This is a genomic window from Psychrobacter sp. T6-4, assembly GCF_052258425.1.
Classification (GTDB): Bacteria; Pseudomonadota; Gammaproteobacteria; order Pseudomonadales; family Moraxellaceae; genus Psychrobacter.
Genome location: NZ_JBQQEZ010000004.1, coordinates 26321 through 49281 on the forward strand (window position 1 = coordinate 26321; position 22961 = coordinate 49281).

The following is a 22961-nucleotide window of genomic DNA, read 5'->3' on the forward strand; positions in this document are numbered from 1 at the left end:
CTAGACGATATATTTACAAAGCTTTTCACGATTAACAAAGCTATTACATGACCACTCAACAAAGCCTAATAGTCTAGGGTTCAATCATCAATTCAAACTGTTAGTATAGATACTGAAATTGAGCAACACCCAAATCGAAATCAGTTAAGCTAAATAAATAATCTAAATTCTAATAAATAATGGAGCATAATATGAGAGAACGTTACGCGAGTGGAATCAATGACGACACTGCCAAAAAAATGGTAGACCTACTTAATTCAAACCTAGCAAACTTGATGGATCTGAGCATGGACACCAAGCAGTGCCATTGGAATCTGCAAGGTACTGGCTTTATTGGTGTGCATCAGTTACTAGATGACACCTATGATCGTTTAACTGAAGCCTTTGATACTGTAGCAGAGCGTATTGTCATTTTGGGCGGCAAAGCAAACGGTATCTCTAAACGCGTCGCTGAAGATTCAATATTAGAAACTTATCCCACTGATATTACAGAAGTGGATCAGCATGTTCGTGAGCTGACTAACCGTTATAAGAAAATTGCTGAAACGCTACGTGAAGCGATCGATACTGCGGGTGACGCAGGCGATGAAGATACCGCTGATTTGCTAACTGAGGTAAGCCGCGTTGTAGATAAAGATGCATGGTTCATCGGTGCTAATGCACCAAAGAAATAACTTATAATTAACACGTATGTCTAATTTAAAAAGGTCACTTTATAAGTGACCTTTTTTTATGCTTAATCGTTCTTATCGCTATTTGTAATTACCGCTATTTATAAAAATGCTACAAATCTTTGCTGTCCTGCTTTTGCATAGCTGTCGGATTCTCGACTGGCGCGTCTAGATCACAGCTGGGACGGTGTGAGCTTTGCATACGTAACTGTTTACGCTCAAGCGCTGCATCGGCGCGGCATTGACGCATAGGATCTTTTAGATCAAGCGGCGGGGCTGGCGTAGGTTTACCATTATCATCGATAGCTACCATCGTAAAATAGCAGCTGTTAGTATGACGGACTGTACGTGCGCGCACGTCCTCTGCTTCTACTCGTATACCTACTTCCATCGAAGTGGTGCCGACATAGTTAACGCTAGCGGCAAAGGTAACGAGCTCACCGACATAGATAGGCTCACGAAACATTACTTGATCAACGGATAGGGTCACCACATAGTTACCACTGTAGCGACTGGCGCAAGCATAAGCGACTTGGTCGAGCATTTTAAGTAAGTCGCCACCATGAACATTACCAATGAAGTTTGCCATATCAGGCGTCATCAGTATCGACATATAAAGCTCATGGTTTAGCGGTGCTTTTTTGGCAGTAGATGAGGTATTAGATTGAGCCATAGTTGTCCTTGGTCGTTGTAACGTTTATCGTTGCAAAATTTATCTGTCAGTTATACAGCAGGCGGATATCTAGTGCAAATTGATAACAGCAAAAAAACGGCTTAACCTAAATTAAACCGCTCTTTCTTGTAGCTCAAACACCTAAGCTGATGCCGTCTTATTTAGCCAGTTAAAGCGATAAGCCAACCAAGCCGTGCCAGCACTCACTGTACCTGTTAAAAAGCCACCCCAAGTAAAATCTACCAAAGCAGTATCAAGTGTATACCCTTTGTATAGCGCAAGATTAGTAAAGTCATAAGTACCATAAGCCATCAAGCCAAGTAAACCACCTAATAAGAAAATGTGCCCGATAGAGGCGTTCGCTTTTATCTGCGGATAAAGGACGATAATGCATAGCGCTAAGATATAGAACATGTAGAACACAGCTGCCGCCATCATATTAGGTTCATCCGCCAACAGATGACCTATACGTTCCTCATAAAACAGCCCTTTCATCGTTGATAACCAGACAAAATCTACGCCTAAAAACATAGCAACAGCAACTAGATAAACAAATGTATAGCCCATAATAATATCCTTTTGTAATAACCAAACACAGGTCCCAATTATTTTTTATGCTTTAACTGTACTTTAATATGATGTATATAGATTTAGTAATCGTTATAGCTTTAGGTCATTTAATTGTAAATCTGGTAAAACGCTCAGTAGTGTACTTTTAGCCAAACGCAGCCGCAGTGCTAGGAGCGCTGCGCAGGTTTGTTGTAGTGTCAGTAGGCTTATCTATCAGATCAGCTGCAGGCGAATCAGAAAAATGCAATATATCGATGTTGTCAGGTTTGACTGCAGTAAGCTGCACCACACCAATAGTGCGCTCCAAAAATCCACCCTCGCAGTAGCAAAAGTAAAACTCCCACAGACGAATAAAGGCTTCATCATAGCCCAAAGCTTTGATCTCTTCACGCTGCGACATAAAGGCTATGCGCCAGTCGCGTAATGTGTGCGCATAATCAAAACCATAATCATGTAATTGCTTGATGACCATATCCGTCTGCTTAGTAAACTGGGTATTTAGCTCTTGATTAGACAACAGGCAACCACCTGGAAAGATATGCGTCTGAATAAAATCGACGGAATCTATATAGTCCTCATAGTTTTGATCATTAAAGGTGATAGCTTGTAGCACCATAAGCCCTGTTGGTTTAAGTAAGCTATTGCACTTGGCAAAAAAGGTTGGCAAATACTCATGACCAACCGCTTCGATCATCTCAATACTGACAAGCTTGTCATACTGCCCTGTCAGCTCACGGTAGTCCTGTTTGAGCAAAGTAATTTTATCTGACAGGCCCGCAGCCTTTACTCTCACCTTGGCTTCATCGTACTGAGCGTCAGATATCGTCGTCGTGGTGACTTGGCAGCCGTAATTTTTGGCCGCATAAATAGCAAAACCGCCCCAACCAGTACCAATCTCAATGACGTGATCGTTGGCTGTCAGTTGCAAGCGCTTGCAAATCAGCTTAAGCTTATGCTGCTGCGCCTCGCTCAGGGTCGCCTCGGAGTTTTGATAAACAGCAGATGAATACATCATGGTCTCATCTAAAAAGCGCTGATACATATCATTGCCCAAATCGTAATGCGCCAAGATATTAGACTTAGAGCCAGACTGATCATTGCTACGTAGCTGATGCTTGGCTTTTTCAAACGCTTTACTAATGCCAGCAAATCGGTTCTCTAATTTATTGAGTACGGCTAAGTTACGCGCCGCTAAGCGTATCAACCCCGTTAAGTCATCGGTGTCCCATTCGCCATTGATGTAGCTATCTGCCAAGGCGATAGAGCCGCCAAACAATAGCTGACGATAGACACTGATATCATAGATTCTCAACGTCACATGCAGGGCATGACGCCCTACTGCTGAGCTACTTTTTAGACTCAAAGATTTATCACCGAAACTATGCGTATCGATAGACTGCGTAAACGCTTCAATAATGGTAATGCCGCCAAACTGAACGCGTTTGAGCGCCTGAAATATTGCCTTTCGAGCTAGGTTATTCATGCCTTTATTGACAGGTTGTAAGATAGCGCTGTCACTGAGCGTTTGGCTCATGCGGGCATTAATCTTTTCTAATCGGGTCGTCGGCTGACGTTCGGTCGGTCGTACTGACATCGTTTAATCATCCTTTCATACAGTTGCAGAGAGATAAAGGGGTTATTTATAGTACTTACTGTCCTTGCTACTTTCTTCACGCCCTTGCTTACTATCAGCAAGCGTTTCATCATAATTAATATAAGGCACTTTTTTGATAGCAAATAATTTAAAAGCATGCCAGTAGATACGGGTCAATGAGGTCATATTCATTAGCGGGTTTTTGCGTAAGCTATGCTGTATCGATCGCGTCGTCATTGGCACGCCTGACATTTTTATACCAGTCTTTAGCACCTCACCGCGTCTGTCACTGATATCGATCGCAATGCGAACGTGCAAGCAGTCGTCATCTTGATCAGTCACTTTCACCTGCCAGCGGTAGAGCTGATCGATGGGGTTAAAGGGTGAGACGTGAAAGTTTTTGTCATGGCAAAATTCGGTCTCTTGCCCTTGTAATAAAAACCCATAGTAATGACGCTTGTCCCAAGGGGTGTTAGAAACCTCTGCCAATAAGTGCGTAGGGGTTTGCTTGCTATCAAAGCCTATATAGAAATTGACTGGGCTAAAATACAATCCTGCATTACGGCACACAAGCATACCCATCATATCGCCTGTAGGCTTGCTACCTGTTTGAGTCACAAAGGCTTGAGTCAGACGCTCATTTAGCGCTTGTATAGCGTTATCACTACTTTTAGTCTTACTATCATCTGTCTTTTTTTGAGTATCATCTGCTTTTTCTTGCAAATAATCATCGGCAAAAAACTGCTGTAATGCCTTATGTTTGGCTGAGAACAGGGGCAGTCTTTTGAGCCATTTACTGCCTAACACTGATAGATTGATCTCAGGTAGATCCTGCCCTGCTGCGAGCGCACTGATATTGATGCCCCAATAGCGATAAGGGTAAGCAAACTTATGTATGCTTGGCAATAAGCGGGTGTGCCAAGTGGTGCCACTAAACAGCTGATGTGGTAAACCCTTATCACTCGTCATACTCTTGTGTTCACTAGCAGGATTTGTGCTCATGACTCTCTCATATGTTAGGCTTTACGGCCAAAGAAAAAACCACGTTTTTTGGTTTTGCCTTTACTAGGCGCATTTGTCAGTTGCAAGCTTGCGACATAAGCGACCAGCTCTTGATTGGTCGTTGCCGTCTGCACTTGGCGTTTTTTGAGTTGGCGCGTTTTTTTGTCAGCTTTAACGGGCAAATCTCTATAGCGAAACGGCGTATGGGTGCTATCACTATCAGGGATATGACTGGCATCGACCTCATCTTTGATCTCAATAGCGCTCCCTAACGCTTGGCAAACGCGCAGTCCACTACGTACGCCATCTTCATGAAAGCCATTGAACCAATAAGCACCGCAAAAGTGCGTATGCAAGCCACTACCAGAGATGCGCGCCCACTGCCCTTGCGCTGCAATCATCTCATTGTCAAATACTGGATGACTGTAATCGATGCTTTTGATCACTTGCGCCGGATCGATATCATGGTTGAGCGTGACTAGATAATTATGCTGCTTGGTCAAGCGCTGCAATATATTCATATGGTAAGTCAGCACCGGTTTGTTAGCTGGCGACTCCTTGCCCATCTGTTCTTGATTTGCAATGCTCGTCTGCTTATCTATTAGATAGTTCCAACTGGCCCATGCTAGTGACTTTTTGGGTAAGACGCTACTATCAGTGTGCAAAACCGCCGTGTTTTCCGTAAAGCGAAAGTGACTTAACACCTCTTGCTCATCAAGGCTTGCATCGGCTAATAACTTGAGCGCGGTATCTGCATGACAAGCAAAAATAACTTCGTCAAAGACCAGCTCTTCGCTATGGGCTTGTTGCTCTGCTGCGTCGTAGCTCACGACGTTTAATGTAACTGATCCACCACTGCTATCATCATGGCGAGTGACAGACTCTACAGGACTATTGACCCGCACTGTACCGCCCGCCTTAACGAACTTTGTGACCAGCTTATTCACATATTGCTTAGAGCCGCCTTTGATAGTGAACCACTGCGGGCGATTAACCACATCGAGCAGGCCATGATTGTCAAAGAACTGAGCAAAGAACACTAATGGAAAGGCTTGTACCTCTTTTAGGCTAGTCGACCAAATCGCCGACACCATAGGCAACAAGTAGTTGTCTGTAAATAGCTGACCATAGCGCTCACCTGCCAAATAACTGCCCAAGGTTTGCTCGGTAAATGCACTGACATCGCCGCCTTGCACGCGCACGCTATCATAATCTTGACGCAGTTTGCGAATGTGCTTATTGAACTGCACAATGTCTTTGACAAACTGCCAAAACTTTGGATTAAGTACGTTTTTGCGCTGAGATAACAAGGTATTGATCGTATGACCGTTATACTCAAACTTGCGAGCGATGTTCTTAACCGAAAAGCTCATATCAGTCGCTTGAAACGGGACTTGTAGCTCATGAAGCAGACGAAAAAAGTTAGGGTAAGTGCGCTCATTAAAGACAATAAAGCCAGTATCTATTGCACTTTTTTCGACGTTGTCGTCGTTGGTCTTTTTGCCATATTGCAACGCCACATCAATGGTATTGACGTGACCACCGATATAATCATTGGCTTCAAATATAGTCACGTCATGATGCGCGGCTAGGTAATGAGCACAACTCAAACCTGATACCCCTGAGCCAATAATAGCCACGCGAGTCTTATTTGATCCCTTTGAATCATCACTGATACTAGTGTCCGTCTTACTGCTGTCCTTATTATGGGTCAGCTGCTCTTTTGATGCTCGTTTGCGACGCATAAACGACATATGGCTTTTCCTTTGTATAACTTTATTATCTGTGATAAATGTAAAAATAGCGGCTTAATATTTGCAGCGTACGCCTCTTACTTTTTATTGAGCTTTTCGCTAACTTGCTGCCAGACCATATCTGGTAACGTCCCTAGCGCCTTGAGTGGTAGCGTAAGCTTTTTGGGGAATTCAATAACGTCATCGCCGCTATTAATACCATCACGAATAGCTTGACTTGCCTGCTCAGTCGTCTGAATAAAGGGCATCGGAAAGTCATTTTGCTTGGTCATTGGCGTCTCGACAAAACCAGGAACGACTAGGCTGACCGCAACATCAAAAGGCGCAAGACTGATTTGCAAGGTTTTCATAAGATAGTGAATTGCCGCTTTTGAGCTTCCGTAAGCCTCAGCGCGTGCAAACGGTACATAAGCGGATGCCGACCCTATACCCACCAAGCGACCTTTGGACTCAATTAGCTTTGGCAATGCGCCTTCAATAGCGTGTGACAGTGTACCCATATTGACTGACATTACCTTCATAAAGGCTTCACTATCAAAGTTTGGCATGTCTAAATACTCACACATGCCCGCGCCGCAAATGGCTAAGTCAATCTTATCGATATCATTAAAGGCGTCTATCACTTTATCGCGGTCCATCAAGTCCAAATCGATAGGATTGGCACCCAACTCTTTTAATTCAGCGAGCGCCTCATCATCGCGGCCAACGGCATATACAGTATGACCATCTGATAGATAATCTTTTGCCAACTGCTTGCCGATACCAGAGGTTGCACCAGTAATAACGATGCTTAGTTTATTAGCGTTATTATTCATAATAGAGTCCCTACTTTTATTGGTTTTATCTTATTAAAGGCGTTCGCTGTTGTATAAAATCTAAATAGTCAGCGTCCAAATAATTATAGTATAAGGCTGCACCTTTATTGTTGTAACTTCGCAATCAACTGACACAAACTATTATCATAGATTAAAAATAGACAAAAGAGCCCATCAAGAGTCATCCGTTAAGATGACAAGCTGCTTATTCTCTATATTTAGCCAAATAAAAAAAATAGACAAAAAAGCTTGACGTATTTTTTATCTTTGTTAGAATACGCCCCACTTAGCACGAACTCATTAGAACAGATGCTAAGTTCACTGTCAGCAGTGATTTATTCCTCAATAGCTCAGTTGGTAGAGCGTCGGACTGTTAATCCGTGTGTCCCTGGTTCGAGCCCAGGTTGAGGAGCCAAATTTTAGCAGTACTCTTTAGATTCGATTATGGCATTTGCCAAGACCCTCATCACTTTGATGAGGGTTTTTTTATGCCAGTATGCTCGCTGAATAAGCTTACGCATATTTAATAAATTTTAGTGTTATTCGCTTATCTAGGTTGACACAACCAAGAGACTTGGCTAAAATGTGCTCCACATAACGCAAACAAGCTTATCGCTTGATAGTAACCAGTCGTTATCACCCCTTATTCCTCAATAGCTCAGTTGGTAGAGCGTCGGACTGTTAATCCGTGTGTCCCTGGTTCGAGCCCAGGTTGAGGAGCCATATTTAGTTGTTTGAACCCTATTCAATTGTACAAACAACGAAAACCTCTATCCATTATTGATAGAGGTTTTTTTGTGCTTATAGGTTTTATAGCGGTTGAACAATAAGGTGTTCTTTTGGCAGTATTTGTTGTATGGTGAGCATAGTTTTGCTTAATTGATTTCATCCTAGTGTTTTGTCTTATAATATCACTACAAACAATGGTTTATTATGATACCTGTCCATATAAAAAATAAGTTCTCAGATCATCCGCAAAAGGTGATGCGCCCAGTAAGTATCCGTTTGTCTGAGGAGATGATTGGTTTGTTGACGGCTACCTCAGAGGAGCTAGGGTTTAAACGTATTCAGGGGTTAATACGTCTCTACATCCGTCAAGGTCTTGACCGTGATCATCAAGACTACACGCTTGCGCACGATGAGGTCTTTATCGAAACCCTACGTAAACATGGCGTAAGTCAGCGCATTATTGATCAGGCGATTATTACTACGCACAACAACAGTATTATTCATTCTCTATCTGAGCTAGAAAAAGACGAATAAAGGCTTAAGATTTAAAAAGGCAAAATACAAAAGGCTAAGCGCTACTAGAGTGCTTAGCCTTTTTTTATACTTACCTTTTGCTTGCTTATTCTATTTTCCATTAATCTGGCTTACCTTTATTGTGCTAACTTTAAATTGAGCTAACTCTTGCAAAAGATAACGTGATGAGCATTCCCATTCATTGAGTAAACGCGGTATATTAAAGCTCTAAGAATAAGACATAACATGTGTGCTTATAAGGAGTGAATCATGATAAAGCGCTTGAGTACTGCTCTACTTGCAACCTTATCGCTAGGGGTTGTACCGATGATAACTAGCTGCTCTATGCCGCAAAATGATCCAGCAAAACAGACCATACCGACCAACTCGGATCAATGGCAGGCGCAATTGGGTGATACCTTTGAGCAATTGCCTGAGAGCGATAGGCAGGTTTTGAGTCGCTATATGCTACGTATGAAGCTTAGCGGCGCTTATGAGTCAGGAGCGATGCCGCGTACTACGATTGAAAAAGCACTACTACAACAGCGCGAGTACGAGCGCCTGCATCCTGATAATCCAACGGGAGAAAAGAGCCCTGTTGTCGCCAATCAATCCAATAGCGCGGTAACTGCACAAACTTATCCCGTTGCCCTGCTCCCTGTCAAAACCAGCGACAGCGATAGTCTCAATCAGGTTAAAATGCAGTTTATGCTCTCCAATCACGGCAGTGTACCTATCGAGAGCTTTGAAGGTACGCTGATGATGAAAGACGCCAAGCTCACTCAGGGCAAAAAGTTTAATGTTCCATTAACGAGTTTTGTGCCGACTATCGAGCCTGAACAGTCTGGCAAGATTATCATCGATAGTAGTATTGAGGACATCAACGTCATGCGCGCTATTCGAAACACGCAGGCGGTCACTATCAGCATTGTTGATGGCACACTAACTTTGGCCGATGGTCAAACTATTGAGTTCAATAACGCGTTAGAGTAATATTTATTTTAAGTAATGTCTTAAAGTGCTGCCCACAATAAAAGCCCTAATCAGCAAGTGATTAGGGCTTTATTAATATTATATATTTCTTTAAGAATTATTTATTATTCTTCACCACTAAAGTAAATTCCTTTACTTCTATTCGCGTCTGTACCGATGACTATTAGCTCATTGTTCTCATCTAATAGCGCAACTCCCGTAATAGTCTCTCTAGGTGCAAAGCAAGGCGCACCGCCAAATGTCACTGTACTATCAAAGTACCTTTGCGACGTCGCTAGGGTGAATTTACCACTCATTCTACAACCCGATTCATCTTCACCCGTAAAAGAACCGTTTGATTTGACATCAAGAACGAGCTCACCTGCGTCTGTATCACCTGTAATATAAGCGATACCAGTAAATACTTTATTAATAGCAGCTAGACTTTGTTTTCTGGCAGATAACGCGTCGTCGTAGTCTACTTCATAGGTAGTAGATCTTGAGGGTACATCAAATATTCGCCCTTTTATTGTCTTAGCTGTTTTATAATTGCCAGTAATCGTCACATCAAAAGAACTTCTATCATCATAAGAATAGTTCTTACCATTGACGCTAAACTCGCCACTATTACCTACTACGTTCTGATTGGTACTTACAAATCCTAGTGGATACACATCCGGCAGATTGTCAGAATAGACCACCCATATTCTTTTGTTGTCATCTACTAAGCCCTGCGCGATCTCACCTTGTCCTGTGATACCTGTGTAAATACCTGACAGTAGCACACTAGCAGGTTCAACCGGTTCGCTAGGAGGATTACCAGAGTCTGTAGGTGGATTTGTAGGGTTGGATGGATTAGAAGGATTGGTAGGAGTAGAAGGTTTGATTGGTTTTGGTATACCAGGCATTACTCCTGGTCTAGAGTCATCACTACCACAGCCCAAAAGACTGGCACTCATAACAGCCAACAGTATTATTTTTTTCATTATTACGACCTTGAGTTTAAAGAGATCAAAATAATAAACATTAATTCACTTACAATCAATCATTAAGTTTACTTAATTTTAATTTTTGTCCAATAAAGAAAAAGCCCTAATCAGCAAGTGATTAGGGCTTTTCTTTAAAATATTAACTATCAAATTTGGCGGAGACGGAGAGATTCGAACTCTCGAAGGGCTATGAACCCTTGTCGGTTTTCAAGACCGGTGCATTCAACCGCTCTGCCACGTCTCCATTTGTGCATCATTATAGCGATATGATATGAGAATGCAAGCGCGTAGCTCAAAAAAATCAAATTATTTTGCCGATGCTTTTAGTTATGGCGCTGTGGTTTGCTCGATGCTAGATGTAAGCACATATCAAGCAGCCTATTAGCATAACCCCATTCATTATCGTACCAAGCAAACACTTTGTACTGACTGCCCACCTGCATGAGCTGCTGACCATCGATAATCAGCGACTCTGGCTGATGGATAAAATCACTCGATACCAACGGCTCATCGGTATAAGCCATAATCCCCAATAGATGCGTTTGACTAGCTGTTAGTAGTGCACTCTTTATAGCGTCAATACTGACATCGGGCGTATTCAAAACAAAGGTAACATCTATGGCAGCGACATCGATAGTCGGTACGCGAATAGAATGCCCATTAATCTTGTCGACCATTGCGGGTAGGACGCGTTCGGTGGCGGCGATACTACTTGATGTAGTTGGGATAATATTGTGACCTGAAGCTCGAGCGCGGCGCGGATCGCGGTGCGCTTGATCGAGGACGTTTTGATCAGCAGTCACCGCATGAATCTCTGTCATCATCGCTGAGCGTACACCAAAGGCTTTGTCCAACGTGTCGATAAGTGGTACTAGGGCTTGTGTGGTACAAGAGACGCTTGAGATAATCGGTAGCTTGCAGGTAAGCATATCAGTATTAACACCCATGACGATACAAGCATCAACCGTATCAAAGGGAGCTGCGCCTATGATCACCTGCCGCGCACCTGCGTCAATATGCATGCTAGCTTGCTCGTAAGAGCGAAAATGACCTGTGCATTCTAGTACAACGTCAATCTCAAGCGTCGCCCACAACAATTGCGAAGGATTAGGCTCACTAAGCATACGAATACAGTAAGTATGGCTGTTTTTGGTCAAGCACAGCTGCGTCTCACTATCATCCTCTATGATATCGGCGCTCACCCCAAGACGGCTTAGGCGTCCATGAGTGCTATCGAACTTTAACAGATGCAACAAGATATCAGCAGGCGCTAAGTCATTAATAGCGACGATGTGGATAGCACGTCCAAGCACCTCAAAGCGCTCTATCATGGCTCGTAGCACATTGCGCCCGATACGACCAAAACCATTAATCGCCACCCGCAGTGGCTGAGCATGCGCGCTAGTGACAGCGGTATTTTTGATAGGATTGGGCGTCAATTGATAAATAGCGCTAGAAAAATCAGGCATAAAAAGGCATCGCTATAAAAGGTAGGGACAGAGCGCTTATCATTGTGACATAGCGACTGTTTAAAGTACGATAATACTTAAAGCACGATAACAACCAAAGCACGGTAACACTCAAAGCACGATAATTTAAGGCGAGATAAATATGAGTGCCAAGCGAATAGTATTATAGTCCACGCTTTGTTTAAGACTCTCGTAAATAGGCTTAATCTTGACGCTACCATCATCGTTAAAGTCATTAGGATTATTGGCCACTTTAATCGCTACATAAGCATTACCAACAGCGGTCATGACTTCATCATTAGGACGCAGATGATCACAGGCAAGGCTTGGATCTTGGCGTTTGAGCTCACTGATATGACGCATGATTGTCGACTGCGCCAGCTCGCGCTCTTGCGCGATCTCGGCAATGGACAAGCTCTCCTCCAGCAGCATCTTAGTCAATAATAGCGTGCTTTCTGACTTATCAGCGACTTGGTTGCCTAGTTTTTGCTTTTTGTCCTGCACCGCTTTTATGCGCTCGCGGCGACGCTTTTGTAGACCCTCATAAGCATCGATTACTGATTGACTCAGGGTGCCACCTGACTTTAGGATAAACTTATCATGCGCCTGTTTCATGCTTTTGTCATCAAGCATCGCGTAATTGGCATCCGCTTCTTCTGATAGTGTCAAAAAGCGCTTGTCGGCTCCACGTGCTAATGGGTCTAGTTGCAAGCTCATATCGTTCATGCCAAGCAGTTGTAGCCCCGCCAGTGACTTAAGGCGTGAGAGCGCGACATAACCCTGACCCAGCTCAAAGGTACGCGACAGATCAATCTCAGCGGCGTCCAAGGTCATGCCTTGCGATTTATGGATAGTAATCGCCCATGCTAAGCACAGCGGCACTTGCTCATAGCTTGCCAATACCTCTCCGCTCTCATCTTCGATGATCCATTCCTCTACCTCAGCGACGACCTCGCGCCCTGAGTTGAGCCTGACGACGGGCATCTTTTGCGTAGCAGGTTGTTTAGATTTAGACCTTTCTTGTTGTTTTGCACTTTTTTGCTCGGTGCTGACCCCATCATTATCATCGATTTCAATAGCTTTTTTATCGCTCGCTATTAAAGCATCATTTTGGGCTTTGTCCTTGTCATCGATTTTTACTGCGGCAAAACCAACCAATTCGCCCATCGTGCCATTAGAGACGCCAAGCTCAGTGTTATTTTTGATAAACATCACTTTAGCACCGACCTTTAGCGTCAGATCATTTTGGGTACGTACGGTTTTTTTGAGCGTATCAACGAGCTTACTATCCCCTGTGGCACTTGCCTCAAAGCGCATGGTCTCGCCCTCTAACGCGGCAAGCTCCTTGTCATTGATCTTATTAACATTGAGATTATGGGTATATAACCGTGTGCGACTGATATCGACGTCTTGATCGTAGGTTGCCTCTAGCGCCTCGATAGCCTCAAAGGTGACTTCTTGACGCCTAATTTGATTGAGAATGTCATCCAAATCTAAACCACCATTTGCCGCCTCGCTTACCTGCCGATGCTGCTCGGATAAGTAGCAGATATGGAACTTGGCATCAAGCCAAGCCTCAGACATAAAGGCAAACTTGTCCCGATTGCTCTCGCCGCGACTGCCAATAGGCGGCAGCTGAAAAAAGTCCCCAGCGACGACGACCTGAATCCCGCCAAAAGCATTATCGTTTTTGCGCACATGTTTGAGCACTTGATTGACTAGATTGAGCTGCTTGGCATGGAGCATCGATATCTCATCAATGATGAGGACAGCAGTGTCTTTGAGTCTATCGGCTAAAAATTGCTTACGCGATAAGTTGGTCAAATCTCGATCCGTCAGCTCATCTTTGATGCCAATGCCCGACCAGCTATGTATCGTCGTGCCATTCATATGCGTTGCAGCAATACCAGTGCTAGCCGTCACTGCAACAGGGACGCGGCGTGCACGCAGATAATTAATATATTGATTAAGGGTATAAGTCTTGCCTGAGCCTGCTGAGCCAGTCAAAAAGACATTTTGGCCTGTTTGCAAGATATCAAGAGCAGAAGATTGACGCATAGATCCAAACCAGTAGTCTAAAAGATAAGTGAGCTACCAAGGCGCGGTAGGCTAAATAAATGGCAATTATTATAACAGCTCATCAGGCTTTGCGAACCTTTTTAACAACTTGCGCATTGATAACTTAAAGTTATCGCAGCACTAACATATGACTATTATTAGTCACTATCACTCCTTACAAAAGCTTAGTAGGATAAGGTAATAGCTTTTATATAAAACACCGCTAAGAGTAAAAGCTATTTTATAAATACTTAATTTTATTATATTTTTTATACGCTATTAAGTAGACCCACAGGCAAGAGTTAGCCTGTACTGATAGCACCAACTTAACAAGGAATCGTTTATGTTATACCCCTATCCCAACACCCAAGATAGCACCGTTCAGTTCCGTGACAAGTACGACAACTTTATTAATGGAGAATGGACGCCGCCCACTGATGGTGAATATTTTGATAACCCAAGTCCTATCGATGGCAAAACCATCTGCCAAGTGGCACGCTCAAAAGAAGCCGATATCGAAAAAGCCTTAGATGCCGCGCATGCCGCCAAAGATGCTTGGGGCAAAACTAGTGTCACTGAGCGCGCTAATCTACTACTCAAAATTGCCGATAAGATGGAGGCCAATCTCGAGGCCATTGCTATCGCTGAATCCTATGAAAACGGTAAAGCAGTACGCGAAACTTTAGCCGCTGATATACCACTCGCCATTGATCATTTTCGCTATTTTGCCAGTGCTATCCGCGCGCAAGAAGGCGGCATCAGCCAGATCGATGAAGACACCGTTGCTTATCACTTCCATGAGCCTCTCGGCGTTGTCGGACAAATTATCCCGTGGAACTTCCCCATTCTGATGGCCGTATGGAAGCTCGCTCCCGCGCTTGCCGCTGGTAACTGTGTGGTACTAAAGCCTGCCGAGCAAACACCAGCTTCTATCCTGTTTATGCTTGAGACCATTGGCATCGCTGACATTCTACCAAAAGGTGTCGTCAACGTCGTTAACGGTTTTGGTGTCGAAGCAGGTAAGCCTCTTGCCTCCAATCCGCGTATTAATAAAGTGGCCTTTACTGGCGAGACCACTACTGGTCGCCTTATCATGCAATACGCTAGCGAAAACATCATACCAGTAACGCTAGAGCTGGGCGGCAAAAGTCCTAACATTTTCTTTGCCGATATTATGGATGAAGATGATGACTTCTTGGATAAAGCGGTCGAAGGTCTGGTTATGTTCGCTCTGAACCAAGGTGAGGTCTGTACTTGCCCATCGCGCGCCCTGGTACATGAGAGTATTTATGATGAGTTTATTAAACGCTGTATCGAGCGCGTCAAGGCAATCAAGATGGGTAATCCACTCGATACTGATACCATGATCGGTGCACAAGCCAGCTCAGATCAGTTAGAAAAAATCCTCTCTTACTTAGATATTGGCAAAAAAGAAGGCGCTAAAGTCTTAGTTGGTGGCGAGCGTGCCCAGCATGACGGCGATCTCGGCGACGGCTATTACGTGCAGCCGACTATCTTTGAGGGCACCAATGACATGCGCGTGTTCCAAGAAGAGATCTTTGGTCCTGTACTTGCGGTGACTACCTTTAAGGACGATGATGAGGCGATGAGTATCGCCAATGACACCCTATATGGACTAGGCGCAGGCGTCTGGACACGTAGCGTTCATAAGGCGTATCGTTTTGGTCGTGGTATCCAAGCGGGCCGTGTATGGACCAACTGCTATCACGTCTACCCTTCACACTCAGCATTCGGTGGCTACAAGCAATCAGGTATCGGACGTGAGAACCATCTAATGATGCTCGATCACTATCAGCAAACCAAAAACATGCTGGTGTCATACAGTCCTAAAGCGATGGGTTTTTTCTAAGCCTATCCTTCAACGCGCTTTATGGTAATTATCGTGCTTTATGACAATTATCATAAAGCGCAATCTTAATGCTCGTGGAGCATTAGACTTGAGTACGATGACAAGGAGTTACGTTATGACTGATAAAATGAAAGCGGCAGTCCTGCATGAATTTGGTCAGCAATTACAAATAGAAGAAGTAGACATTCCAACCCCAGGCGCTGGGGAAATCGTCGTCAAAATGCAAGCGTCTGGCGTCTGTCATACCGATTTGCACGCTATCGAAGGCGATTGGCCGTCTAAACCTAAACTTCCTCTCATCCCTGGACACGAAGGCGTCGGCTTAATCACCGCCGTTGGTGACAATGTCCATCATGTCAAAGAAGGCGATCGCGTCGGTGTTCCTTGGCTGTACTCGGCTTGTGGTCACTGTACCCATTGTTTGGGCGGCTGGGAGACCTTATGCTTACGTCAAAAGAACGCCGGCTATTCAGTCAATGGTAGCTTTGCTGAGTACGTGCTAGCAGATGCAGACTATGTCGGTATTATCCCTGAAAGCGTCGACTCGGTAGAGATTGCACCTGTGTTATGTGCAGGAGTCACAGTGTACAAAGGTCTTAAAATGACCGAAACCAAAGCCGGTGATTGGGTGGTCATCTCTGGTATCGGCGGTCTTGGTCACATGGCAGTACAGTACGCGGTGGCTATGGGACTAAACGTAGCTGCGGTCGACATTGATGATGATAAGCTTGCGTTCGCCAAAAAGCTCGGCGCAACAGTCACTGTCAACGCCAAAGATACTGATCCTGGCAAATTCTTAAAAAAAGAGATAGGCGGCGCTCATGGAGTACTGGTGACAGCCGTTTCCTCAAAAGCGTTTGAGCAAGCGCTTAGTATGCTGCGGCGCGGCGGTACGTTAGTTTGTAATGGTCTACCTACAGGCGATTTCCCTGTCTCTATCTTTGACACCGTTCTGAACGGTATCACTATTCGCGGCTCAATCGTTGGTACGCGTCTTGATTTGCAAGAGTCATTAGATATGGCGGCTAAAGGCAAGGTAAAAGCGACCGTTGCCGCTGAACCACTTGAGAATATCAATGATATCTTTGAGCGCATGCGTGACGGTAAGATCGAGGGACGTATCGTGATTGACTATTCGATGTAGTGATCAGCAGGTAGCGTTACGACGTACATCAGTTATGCTATCTCTTATCGCTTTATTCTTAAAAACTGGTCGTATTGTTTTCAGTGCCGTGCTATTAATAGTATGCGCGTAAACGGTACGACCTTTTATATTTTCTTAATAAAAGTTGAACAAATCAGATTGCAAAGACAAGGAGTCCGATATGAAACTTGAAGCAACCCCATCTTGCATCGAATTAATTGAGCTATTGAAGTCCAAGCACGGCGATCTCATGTTCCATCAATCTGGCGGCTGCTGTGATGGCAGCTCGCCGATGTGCTATCCGTTAGGCGAGTTTAAGACTGGCGCTCAAGATGTGCTCGTCGGTGAGCTGGCAGGCTGTCCGTTTTATATGGGTCGTGCGCAGCATAAGCTGTGGCAACATACCGATCTAACTATCGATGTGGTCAATGGTCGCGGCGCAAGTTTTTCGCTTGAGATACCAGAGGGTAAGCGTTTTATTGTGCGCTCGGAGATTTGTGCGGTAGATGTCGAATGATTCTTAGTTGATATTCACCACCCCGCGGCATTTGGGAAACTGGCTACAACCGTAAAATACCTGACCTTGACGCGCGCCTTTTTTAGCCACGCGCTTGAGCATCTCGCTATTACATTTTGGACAAGTCATGGTTTGGGCCAAAATAGTAGGCTTTTTAATGTCTTCAAGAATCGCTATTGGTTGCTCAAACGCCCTAAGCGACTCACTTTTGTCATCTACAACCTCAAACGGCGTCATAAAAACCGCGTTTTCGCTCGTAAATGGCATTCTCGACGGATCATCTTGTTCAACTTGACCTGACCACTGATGTACCTCACTACTCTTAAGCGTCTTTTTTGCTGTTAGTTTCGAGGATGATTTAACGTCTAATTGCCTCTCAGACTCTTTGGTAGTGTTAGAGTTGTTTTTCTTTGAAGTGCTATGTTTATTTTTTAAATAGGCTTTATGCTGCCGATTAGTACGCCAAGATTTATTAAATCTATTAGTCTCAATCTGCTCAACGATAGACTTGACCTCTTCTTCGCTGAGTATCTTATCCTGTTTTTTCTTTACATAAGAGGCCATACCGCTCGTTAGTACATGCTCTGGCAGCTCATCACGCGTCTTAAGCTCGCACTCACCAATGAAGGCTATCATAGAATGAAAGTAACTCATATCCAGCTCAAGCAGATCCGCTAGCGTTTTGATGTGTAGATAATTCTGCCGAAGTGGATTTTGAAATTTAAATTTTCGACCATTTGCGAAGGCTTGCGTCCACTGACGCTGCTTTTCTCTACCATATATCCAGCCTTTATAATTCTTGGTTTCAATCACAAAGATGCCATACACTGAAACAATGATATGATCGATCTGGGTACTACCGTCATTAGCTAGTGGCAAGGTAATATTGTTTAGACGATGATAAATGTCTTTTTCAAGCTTGAGCCACATAGCGACATTAATAACGGTTTCGCCCAAAACACCTTTGAAACTGGACATAAGAGACATGGTTTTTATCCTTAACCTATATTCTTAGAATAGTTATCTAACTGGCACTTCCATCACCAGTACCTGCGCCTTGCTAATGACATCCATCGCAAACTTATTCGTCTCGGTAATACCCAAGCCATCACGCGGCTGCAATACAGTGCCATCGATAATCACACTGCCTGAAATCATAAAGACATAAGCGCCACTGCTGGTGTCATTTAAGGCATAAGTTTTGGTCACGCCTGCATCAAACTCACCGACACTAAACCACGCCTCTTGATAAATCCACAAGCCTGCGTCATCTGCATTTGGTGATAGCACTTGAGCGAATTGGTTATGCTTTAGCAAATCAATAATACTGACCTGCTGATAGCGCGGAGTGACGTTTTTTTTGTTAGGTTCTAGCCAAATTTGTAGGAACTTCACAGGTATATCTAGGCTGACATTACTCTCAGAATGTACGACGCCTGTACCCGCTGACATGATCTGAATCTCACCACTTTTGATGATACTCTCGTTGTCCATATTATCCTTGTGCAACAGCGTGCCCGATAATGGAATACTAACAATCTCCATATTACGGTGAGAGTGTGAGCTAAGTCCGTGCCCGCCTTCGATATGATCATCGTTAATGACTTTAAGTGCGCCAAAGCCGACCCGCGCGCGATCGTAATAGTCGCCAAAGCTAAAGGTATGCTTAGATTTTAGCCAACCCTGATAGGAGCCGCCACGTTTATTTGCAGGATGATGGATAGTTTTCATAATATATCCTAGTTTGAGTGACCCTATGAATATGTTAACTCATAAAAAAGAGCTGCTAGATGATTCTAACAACTCATTTATCACTATTAAATTTTAGCTTTTAGCTTTTAGCTTTTAGCTTTTGGCTTTTAATAAACAGTAGCCTACCACATACCGCGGCGATGATTTTTTACCCAGCGGTGCATGCCAAGCGTATTGAGAGTTTTCATATTGCTAAAGTTAGTCCAGCTTTGTACCTCTGGGCTAAACTTAACATTGCGATAGAGCTGATCCCAGCTTTGACCTGCGCGCTCAAGCGTCAGAACTTGCTTGTGCAAATCGACCATGTAATCACGTAGCGCCACTTGCTCAGCTTTGGTCGCGGGCGTGTAATGACCGATATCGATGATATCGACGTCTTGTGCGATGACCCAATCTAAAGTGTCAATCCAGCCATCATAGTAAAAGTCTAAAAAGTCATTGTATGGCATGGTTTTGTTTTGACAGACATCAGTACATTGTAGGGCTTTTTGGCGCGGGAATAGTACCATGGTCATGCTATTTGAATGACTAGGATCGACGCGGTGTAGCTCAACGGTCTCGCCGCCAAGGGTAATGGTCATGTCTTCATCGAACACTTTATCTGGAATAGCATACGGCATTCTCTCGCCAATGACAGGCTCGATCGCGTTTCTATGAGCGACGATGGTCGCGCCTTGCTGCTGAAACACTTGACTACCTGCTACCTGCCATGTGATCGGCGTGAGCATGGGTCAAGACGTTGTATTTGACAGGAACACCAAAGCGGCTTTGGATCTCTTTGCTAAGCCACTGGGCCGCGCAAGTCGCGCCTGCATCGACAACTAACGCGCCTTCATCAGTAATCATAACGATACCACTGTGGACTGCAAGCCCTGAACCATTGGTATGACGATACAGATTATCTTTGAGTTTGGTTAAAGTAGGTGCGGCATCATCACACATGCCAACAGTAAAGTCTGGTAGTACAGCACGAGTCGTGATGTTGGATTTATCGACACTAATGCCCGTATCGGACGCCGCAGACGCTGCAACTGACAGGGTCAGACTGGCAAGAGTCAGCATAGATTTTTTGAATAAAGTCATAATAGTCCTTAATGTAGTTGAAATAATAATAGTATTGACTCGGCGACAAAAAAAGTTAGAGAATGGATAGATCAAATCACAAGAAGTTACTAACCTGTAATAATATATAACAAATAATCGGTAATTTGAAGTTTTAATTAACTATCGTAGCGCATAGTTAACAAATAGTTAACATCAAACATTCATTATTTATTATAATGCTCTGACAAATGCTCATATCAGTTCTCATTAATTAAAGGAAGAATAATGAAACCATCAGTAAATACCACTCACGAATTAAGCAAAAAACGATTTCAAGACGCAAGTTACTAGGCGCAGCGGGCATAGGCCTCGGCGCTATACCATTAATGAGCACGCAAGTATTTGCCGCAGCGAATGACGCTAGCCGTCCCGCTGTACCTTATATGGCAAGCACGGCTGAGAAAAAACTCAATATTATTAGCTTAGATCGCTTGCAAGTTGAAGCACGCGCCGCTATTCCAAAAGCAGGCTATGCCTTTGTATCAGGCGGCGCAGGTGATGAGTGGACGCTACGTGAAAACCGCCGTGCCTTTAATGATTATCGCATTGCAGCCAAGCGCTTAGTCGGTTTAACCAACGATGATATCGACATCTCAACGCGTCTGCTCGGTCTAAATATGCCGTCTCCTGTCATGGTAGCGCCTATGGGCGCACATATGATGGTGCATGAGCAAGGCGAAAAAGACACCGCTCGCGGCGCAGGTCTTGCTAATACCTTGTATTGCTCATCGGGTGCCTCAAACGCAACGCTAGAGGAGATCGCCAAGGCCACTACGGGTCCAAAATGGTTTCAGCTGTACTGGAACAATGATATAAAAGTAACGCGCTCACTGTTAAGTCGTGCCAAAGCGGCTGGTTATACCGCTATTATCTTAACCGCTGACGCTCTAGGCCCAGGTCAGCCAGAGGACTTTAGAGCAATGGGCAGCCCATTCCGTCCTGATGCTACCTTTGCCAACCATGATCCTAAAAAAGGCGGTTTTGGTAACTTCTTTGATCAAAAAACCTCACTCACAACCGAAGACATTCAATTTATTAAGACATTCACAGGACTACCCGTTATCGTCAAAGGCGTTTTGCGTCCTGATGATGCCGATAGATTCATCCGCGCAGGTGCCAATGCTATTCAAGTCTCAAACCACGGCGGTCGTCAGATCGATGGTGTCCCTGCTGGCATTACTGCCCTACCCCCTATCGTTGAGATCGTTGCTGGCCGCGTCCCTGTTATCTTAGACGGCGGCGTACGTCGTGGTATCGATATCGTTCGCGCTGTGGCTATGGGTGCTGACGCCGTCGCTATCGGTCGTCCGATGATGTATGGTCTGGGCCTTGGCGGCGCACAAGGCGTACAATCCGTTATTGAGCACATCAATAATGATCTAAGATCAACCATGCTCCTCACTGGTGCTCAAAAACTGTCTGATCTAAACCCAAATTTCATTGAGATTGTCGGTCAAAACGAAGAGTACAGTACCTTTGAGGGCTAATTAGGTATAAACCTTGCAATTACCTTAAAACAAAAGAGCGACTAAATTATTTTAGTCGCTCTTTTTTATGCCAAAACGTTTCATTATTATCACTTATATGACTTTATCAATCTACCCACGCAATGACTGATAACTTTAATCGTACAGGGTAAAGTGCCAAATATAGTAGGCTACTCCCTTATTACCTATTACAATACAAACACATTTTACAGTGCGTCACGGACTATGAGTATGAACCCCGCAATTATGAACACCACCCTCGCCGCTAGCTTATTGCTATCCCTACCTACGATATCTCAAGCCGCGACTCCGCAAAAATGGCAACTGGATCTACCCAAAACTCAAGTAGACTTTCAAGTCGCCTACTTTGGCAATGGTATGGTAGAAGGTCAGTTTCATAATATGAATGGCTCAATCCGTTATGACGCAAAAAACCCTACGAGCACAACCATCAACTTTACAGTAAAAACTGACAGCATCGATGCAGGTGGCACTCTGCGTAACGCTTTTTTGCGCCGCAAAGAGCTGCTCAACACCGCGCAATATCCGACAATGACCTTTGTCTCCAAAAAGGTCAGCATGATTAACGCAAAAGAAGCGAACGTTACTGGCAATTTTACGGTGCTGGGACAAACCAAGCCGCTAACCGTCAAGGTCAAACTCAACAACGTTCAAAATGACCCTGCCACCCGTCAACCTGTTATCAAGTTTAAGGCAACAGGCACCATTAACAGATACGACTACGGCGTTACCGCGTTTCCAAACCTCGTTGGCAATGACATACCACTTGAGATATCAGGTCAGCTGGTAGCGGCGAACTAAGGATTGCCAGATAGTCAAAGTGTGATATTCACTATAAGGTAGTATTAAACTTTTAAATTCTCACAGAGAATGACGATAAGACATAACCTATTAATACGATTTTTAACCTTTCATACTATTAGCTACGCTTACCTTGCACCCATTAGGCATACTCAATAGGCTCAATATCATCTAAAAACTGTAGATCATTCGTCTCAATTAATCGTAGCTCATAAGTTGATTGCAAATTAAGCCAAAACTGCGCGCTACCACCAAAATACTTAGCTAGACGTAAAGCAGTATCTGCGGTAACTCCTCGCTTCTCGCGGATAATTTCATTGATACGAGCCGCCGTGACGCCAAGATTATTAGCTAGAGCATTAGCACTCATATCAAGGGGCTTAAGAAAATCCTCTCGCAATACTTCGCCTGGATGTATGGGGCGCATACCATTTTTAGTCATAATAACCTCTATTT

At 44.1% G+C, this 22961-nt stretch carries 20 protein-coding genes, 3 tRNA genes and 1 pseudogene; 10 read left to right on the forward strand and 14 right to left on the reverse strand.

Features of this window, described 5'->3' with window-relative positions:
* The first annotated feature begins 191 nt into the window (after positions 1-191).
* A complete protein-coding gene (gene dps, locus ACTXGE_RS03935; protein WP_317198608.1) occupies positions 192-674 on the forward strand; it encodes a DNA starvation/stationary phase protection protein Dps in 483 nt (160 codons plus the stop codon).
* Between the two features lie 109 nt (positions 675-783).
* Here dps and ACTXGE_RS03940 read toward each other — a convergent pair whose 3' ends face one another.
* From ACTXGE_RS03940 to ACTXGE_RS03965, 6 genes are all read right to left on the reverse strand, one after another.
* The gene (locus tag ACTXGE_RS03940) at positions 784-1344 is read right to left on the reverse strand and encodes an acyl-CoA thioesterase (protein WP_435949317.1); all 561 of its coding nucleotides are present in this window, start codon (positions 1342-1344) and stop codon (positions 784-786) included.
* Between the two features lie 141 nt (positions 1345-1485).
* Complete coding sequence (locus tag ACTXGE_RS03945) at positions 1486-1911, reverse strand: DUF2177 family protein (RefSeq protein WP_317198610.1); 426 nt, start codon at positions 1909-1911, stop codon at positions 1486-1488.
* A gap of 148 nt (positions 1912-2059) precedes the next feature.
* Positions 2060-3508, reverse strand: coding sequence for a class I SAM-dependent methyltransferase (locus ACTXGE_RS03950; RefSeq protein ID WP_443541989.1), 1449 nt, complete (start codon positions 3506-3508; stop codon positions 2060-2062).
* A 42-nt stretch (positions 3509-3550) separates the two neighbouring features.
* Positions 3551-4510, reverse strand: coding sequence for a DUF1365 domain-containing protein (locus ACTXGE_RS03955; RefSeq protein ID WP_435949319.1), 960 nt, complete (start codon positions 4508-4510; stop codon positions 3551-3553).
* A gap of 14 nt (positions 4511-4524) precedes the next feature.
* Entirely contained in the window at positions 4525-6264 is a 1740-nt protein-coding gene (locus ACTXGE_RS03960; protein WP_435949320.1) for an NAD(P)/FAD-dependent oxidoreductase, read from the reverse strand.
* A gap of 77 nt (positions 6265-6341) precedes the next feature.
* Entirely contained in the window at positions 6342-7079 is a 738-nt protein-coding gene (locus tag ACTXGE_RS03965) for an SDR family NAD(P)-dependent oxidoreductase (RefSeq protein WP_317198614.1), read from the reverse strand.
* 339 nt (positions 7080-7418) lie between these two features.
* On the opposite strand from ACTXGE_RS03965, the gene ACTXGE_RS03970 reads away from it, so the two are divergent.
* From ACTXGE_RS03970 to ACTXGE_RS03985, 4 genes are all read left to right on the forward strand, one after another.
* Positions 7419-7494 (forward strand) — tRNA-Asn (locus ACTXGE_RS03970).
* A 232-nt stretch (positions 7495-7726) separates the two neighbouring features.
* Positions 7727-7802 (forward strand) — tRNA-Asn (locus ACTXGE_RS03975).
* A gap of 210 nt (positions 7803-8012) precedes the next feature.
* Entirely contained in the window at positions 8013-8342 is a 330-nt protein-coding gene (locus ACTXGE_RS03980; protein ID WP_435949323.1) for a CopG family transcriptional regulator, read from the forward strand.
* A gap of 249 nt (positions 8343-8591) precedes the next feature.
* Positions 8592-9314, forward strand: a complete 723-nt coding sequence (locus tag ACTXGE_RS03985; protein ID WP_435949325.1) for a hypothetical protein — start codon at positions 8592-8594, stop codon at positions 9312-9314.
* A gap of 104 nt (positions 9315-9418) precedes the next feature.
* Here the strand turns inward: ACTXGE_RS03985 and ACTXGE_RS03990 are convergent, their stop codons facing one another.
* From ACTXGE_RS03990 to ACTXGE_RS04005, 4 genes are all read right to left on the reverse strand, one after another.
* Positions 9419-10279 carry a hypothetical protein gene (locus tag ACTXGE_RS03990; RefSeq protein WP_435949326.1) on the reverse strand — a complete coding sequence of 287 codons (861 nt, stop codon included), beginning with the start codon at positions 10277-10279 and terminating at the stop codon, positions 9419-9421.
* Between the two features lie 156 nt (positions 10280-10435).
* A tRNA-Ser gene (locus ACTXGE_RS03995) sits at positions 10436-10526 on the reverse strand.
* Between the two features lie 79 nt (positions 10527-10605).
* On the reverse strand, positions 10606-11751 hold the full coding sequence (locus ACTXGE_RS04000; protein ID WP_443541993.1) for a type I glyceraldehyde-3-phosphate dehydrogenase: 1146 nt from the start codon (positions 11749-11751) through the stop codon (positions 10606-10608).
* A gap of 126 nt (positions 11752-11877) precedes the next feature.
* Positions 11878-13809 carry an AAA family ATPase gene (locus ACTXGE_RS04005; protein WP_443541995.1) on the reverse strand — a complete coding sequence of 644 codons (1932 nt, stop codon included), beginning with the start codon at positions 13807-13809 and terminating at the stop codon, positions 11878-11880.
* A 343-nt stretch (positions 13810-14152) separates the two neighbouring features.
* Here ACTXGE_RS04005 and exaC point away from each other — a divergent pair, with 343 nt between their 5' ends.
* The 3 genes from exaC (at position 14153) to ACTXGE_RS04020 (ending at position 17340) form a co-directional block, all read left to right on the forward strand.
* Positions 14153-15679 (forward strand): acetaldehyde dehydrogenase ExaC, encoded by a 1527-nt coding sequence (exaC, locus tag ACTXGE_RS04010; RefSeq protein WP_443541997.1) that lies wholly within the window; start codon positions 14153-14155, stop codon positions 15677-15679.
* 115 nt (positions 15680-15794) lie between these two features.
* Positions 15795-16823: an alcohol dehydrogenase AdhP gene (adhP, locus tag ACTXGE_RS04015; RefSeq protein ID WP_443541999.1), complete on the forward strand. Its 1029-nt coding sequence runs from the start codon at positions 15795-15797 to the stop codon at positions 16821-16823.
* A 181-nt stretch (positions 16824-17004) separates the two neighbouring features.
* Positions 17005-17340 carry a DUF779 domain-containing protein gene (locus ACTXGE_RS04020; RefSeq protein WP_443542001.1) on the forward strand — a complete coding sequence of 112 codons (336 nt, stop codon included), beginning with the start codon at positions 17005-17007 and terminating at the stop codon, positions 17338-17340.
* 3 nt (positions 17341-17343) lie between these two features.
* Here the strand turns inward: ACTXGE_RS04020 and ACTXGE_RS04025 are convergent, their stop codons facing one another.
* From ACTXGE_RS04025 to ACTXGE_RS04035, 3 genes and pseudogenes are all read right to left on the reverse strand, one after another.
* Complete coding sequence (locus tag ACTXGE_RS04025) at positions 17344-18327, reverse strand: NERD domain-containing protein (protein WP_443542003.1); 984 nt, start codon at positions 18325-18327, stop codon at positions 17344-17346.
* A gap of 33 nt (positions 18328-18360) precedes the next feature.
* The gene (locus ACTXGE_RS04030) at positions 18361-19071 is read right to left on the reverse strand and encodes a pirin family protein (RefSeq protein ID WP_435949332.1); all 711 of its coding nucleotides are present in this window, start codon (positions 19069-19071) and stop codon (positions 18361-18363) included.
* 143 nt (positions 19072-19214) lie between these two features.
* A pseudogene (locus tag ACTXGE_RS04035) lies at positions 19215-20154 on the reverse strand (MBL fold metallo-hydrolase).
* Positions 20155-20522: 368 nt separating this feature from the next.
* Between ACTXGE_RS04035 and ACTXGE_RS04040 the strand changes: the two are divergent.
* Both ACTXGE_RS04040 and ACTXGE_RS04045 read left to right on the forward strand, forming a co-directional pair.
* The gene (locus ACTXGE_RS04040) at positions 20523-21683 is read left to right on the forward strand and encodes an alpha-hydroxy-acid oxidizing protein (RefSeq protein ID WP_443542006.1); all 1161 of its coding nucleotides are present in this window, start codon (positions 20523-20525) and stop codon (positions 21681-21683) included.
* A 231-nt stretch (positions 21684-21914) separates the two neighbouring features.
* A complete protein-coding gene (locus ACTXGE_RS04045) occupies positions 21915-22505 on the forward strand; it encodes a YceI family protein (protein ID WP_443542008.1) in 591 nt (196 codons plus the stop codon).
* Between the two features lie 142 nt (positions 22506-22647).
* Here ACTXGE_RS04045 and ACTXGE_RS04050 read toward each other — a convergent pair whose 3' ends face one another.
* Positions 22648-22947 carry a HigA family addiction module antitoxin gene (locus tag ACTXGE_RS04050; RefSeq protein WP_443542010.1) on the reverse strand — a complete coding sequence of 100 codons (300 nt, stop codon included), beginning with the start codon at positions 22945-22947 and terminating at the stop codon, positions 22648-22650.
* Between the last annotated feature and the right edge of the window lie 14 nt (positions 22948-22961).

What these genes read in the sequence shown, in the direction of transcription:
- ACTXGE_RS04040 (WP_443542006.1), top strand. Translation starts at nt 20,523, where the DNA reads ATGAGCACGCAAGTATTTGCCGCAGCGAATGACGCTAGCCGTCCCGCT.
- ACTXGE_RS03990 (WP_435949326.1), bottom strand. Translation starts at nt 10,279, where the DNA reads ATGAAAAAAATAATACTGTTGGCTGTTATGAGTGCCAGTCTTTTGGGC.
- ACTXGE_RS04045 (WP_443542008.1), top strand. Translation starts at nt 21,915, where the DNA reads ATGAACCCCGCAATTATGAACACCACCCTCGCCGCTAGCTTATTGCTA.
- ACTXGE_RS03980 (WP_435949323.1), top strand. Translation starts at nt 8,013, where the DNA reads ATGATACCTGTCCATATAAAAAATAAGTTCTCAGATCATCCGCAAAAG.
- exaC (WP_443541997.1), top strand. Translation starts at nt 14,153, where the DNA reads ATGTTATACCCCTATCCCAACACCCAAGATAGCACCGTTCAGTTCCGT.
- ACTXGE_RS03965 (WP_317198614.1), bottom strand. Translation starts at nt 7,079, where the DNA reads ATGAATAATAACGCTAATAAACTAAGCATCGTTATTACTGGTGCAACC.
- ACTXGE_RS03955 (WP_435949319.1), bottom strand. Translation starts at nt 4,510, where the DNA reads ATGAGCACAAATCCTGCTAGTGAACACAAGAGTATGACGAGTGATAAG.
- ACTXGE_RS03960 (WP_435949320.1), bottom strand. Translation starts at nt 6,264, where the DNA reads ATGTCGTTTATGCGTCGCAAACGAGCATCAAAAGAGCAGCTGACCCAT.
- adhP (WP_443541999.1), top strand. Translation starts at nt 15,795, where the DNA reads ATGACTGATAAAATGAAAGCGGCAGTCCTGCATGAATTTGGTCAGCAA.
- ACTXGE_RS03945 (WP_317198610.1), bottom strand. Translation starts at nt 1,911, where the DNA reads ATGGGCTATACATTTGTTTATCTAGTTGCTGTTGCTATGTTTTTAGGC.
- ACTXGE_RS04000 (WP_443541993.1), bottom strand. Translation starts at nt 11,751, where the DNA reads ATGCCTGATTTTTCTAGCGCTATTTATCAATTGACGCCCAATCCTATC.
- ACTXGE_RS04025 (WP_443542003.1), bottom strand. Translation starts at nt 18,327, where the DNA reads ATGTCTCTTATGTCCAGTTTCAAAGGTGTTTTGGGCGAAACCGTTATT.
- ACTXGE_RS04005 (WP_443541995.1), bottom strand. Translation starts at nt 13,809, where the DNA reads ATGCGTCAATCTTCTGCTCTTGATATCTTGCAAACAGGCCAAAATGTC.
- ACTXGE_RS03950 (WP_443541989.1), bottom strand. Translation starts at nt 3,508, where the DNA reads ATGTCAGTACGACCGACCGAACGTCAGCCGACGACCCGATTAGAAAAG.
- ACTXGE_RS04020 (WP_443542001.1), top strand. Translation starts at nt 17,005, where the DNA reads ATGAAACTTGAAGCAACCCCATCTTGCATCGAATTAATTGAGCTATTG.
- ACTXGE_RS04050 (WP_443542010.1), bottom strand. Translation starts at nt 22,947, where the DNA reads ATGACTAAAAATGGTATGCGCCCCATACATCCAGGCGAAGTATTGCGA.
- dps (WP_317198608.1), top strand. Translation starts at nt 192, where the DNA reads ATGAGAGAACGTTACGCGAGTGGAATCAATGACGACACTGCCAAAAAA.
- ACTXGE_RS03985 (WP_435949325.1), top strand. Translation starts at nt 8,592, where the DNA reads ATGATAAAGCGCTTGAGTACTGCTCTACTTGCAACCTTATCGCTAGGG.
- ACTXGE_RS04030 (WP_435949332.1), bottom strand. Translation starts at nt 19,071, where the DNA reads ATGAAAACTATCCATCATCCTGCAAATAAACGTGGCGGCTCCTATCAG.
- ACTXGE_RS03940 (WP_435949317.1), bottom strand. Translation starts at nt 1,344, where the DNA reads ATGGCTCAATCTAATACCTCATCTACTGCCAAAAAAGCACCGCTAAAC.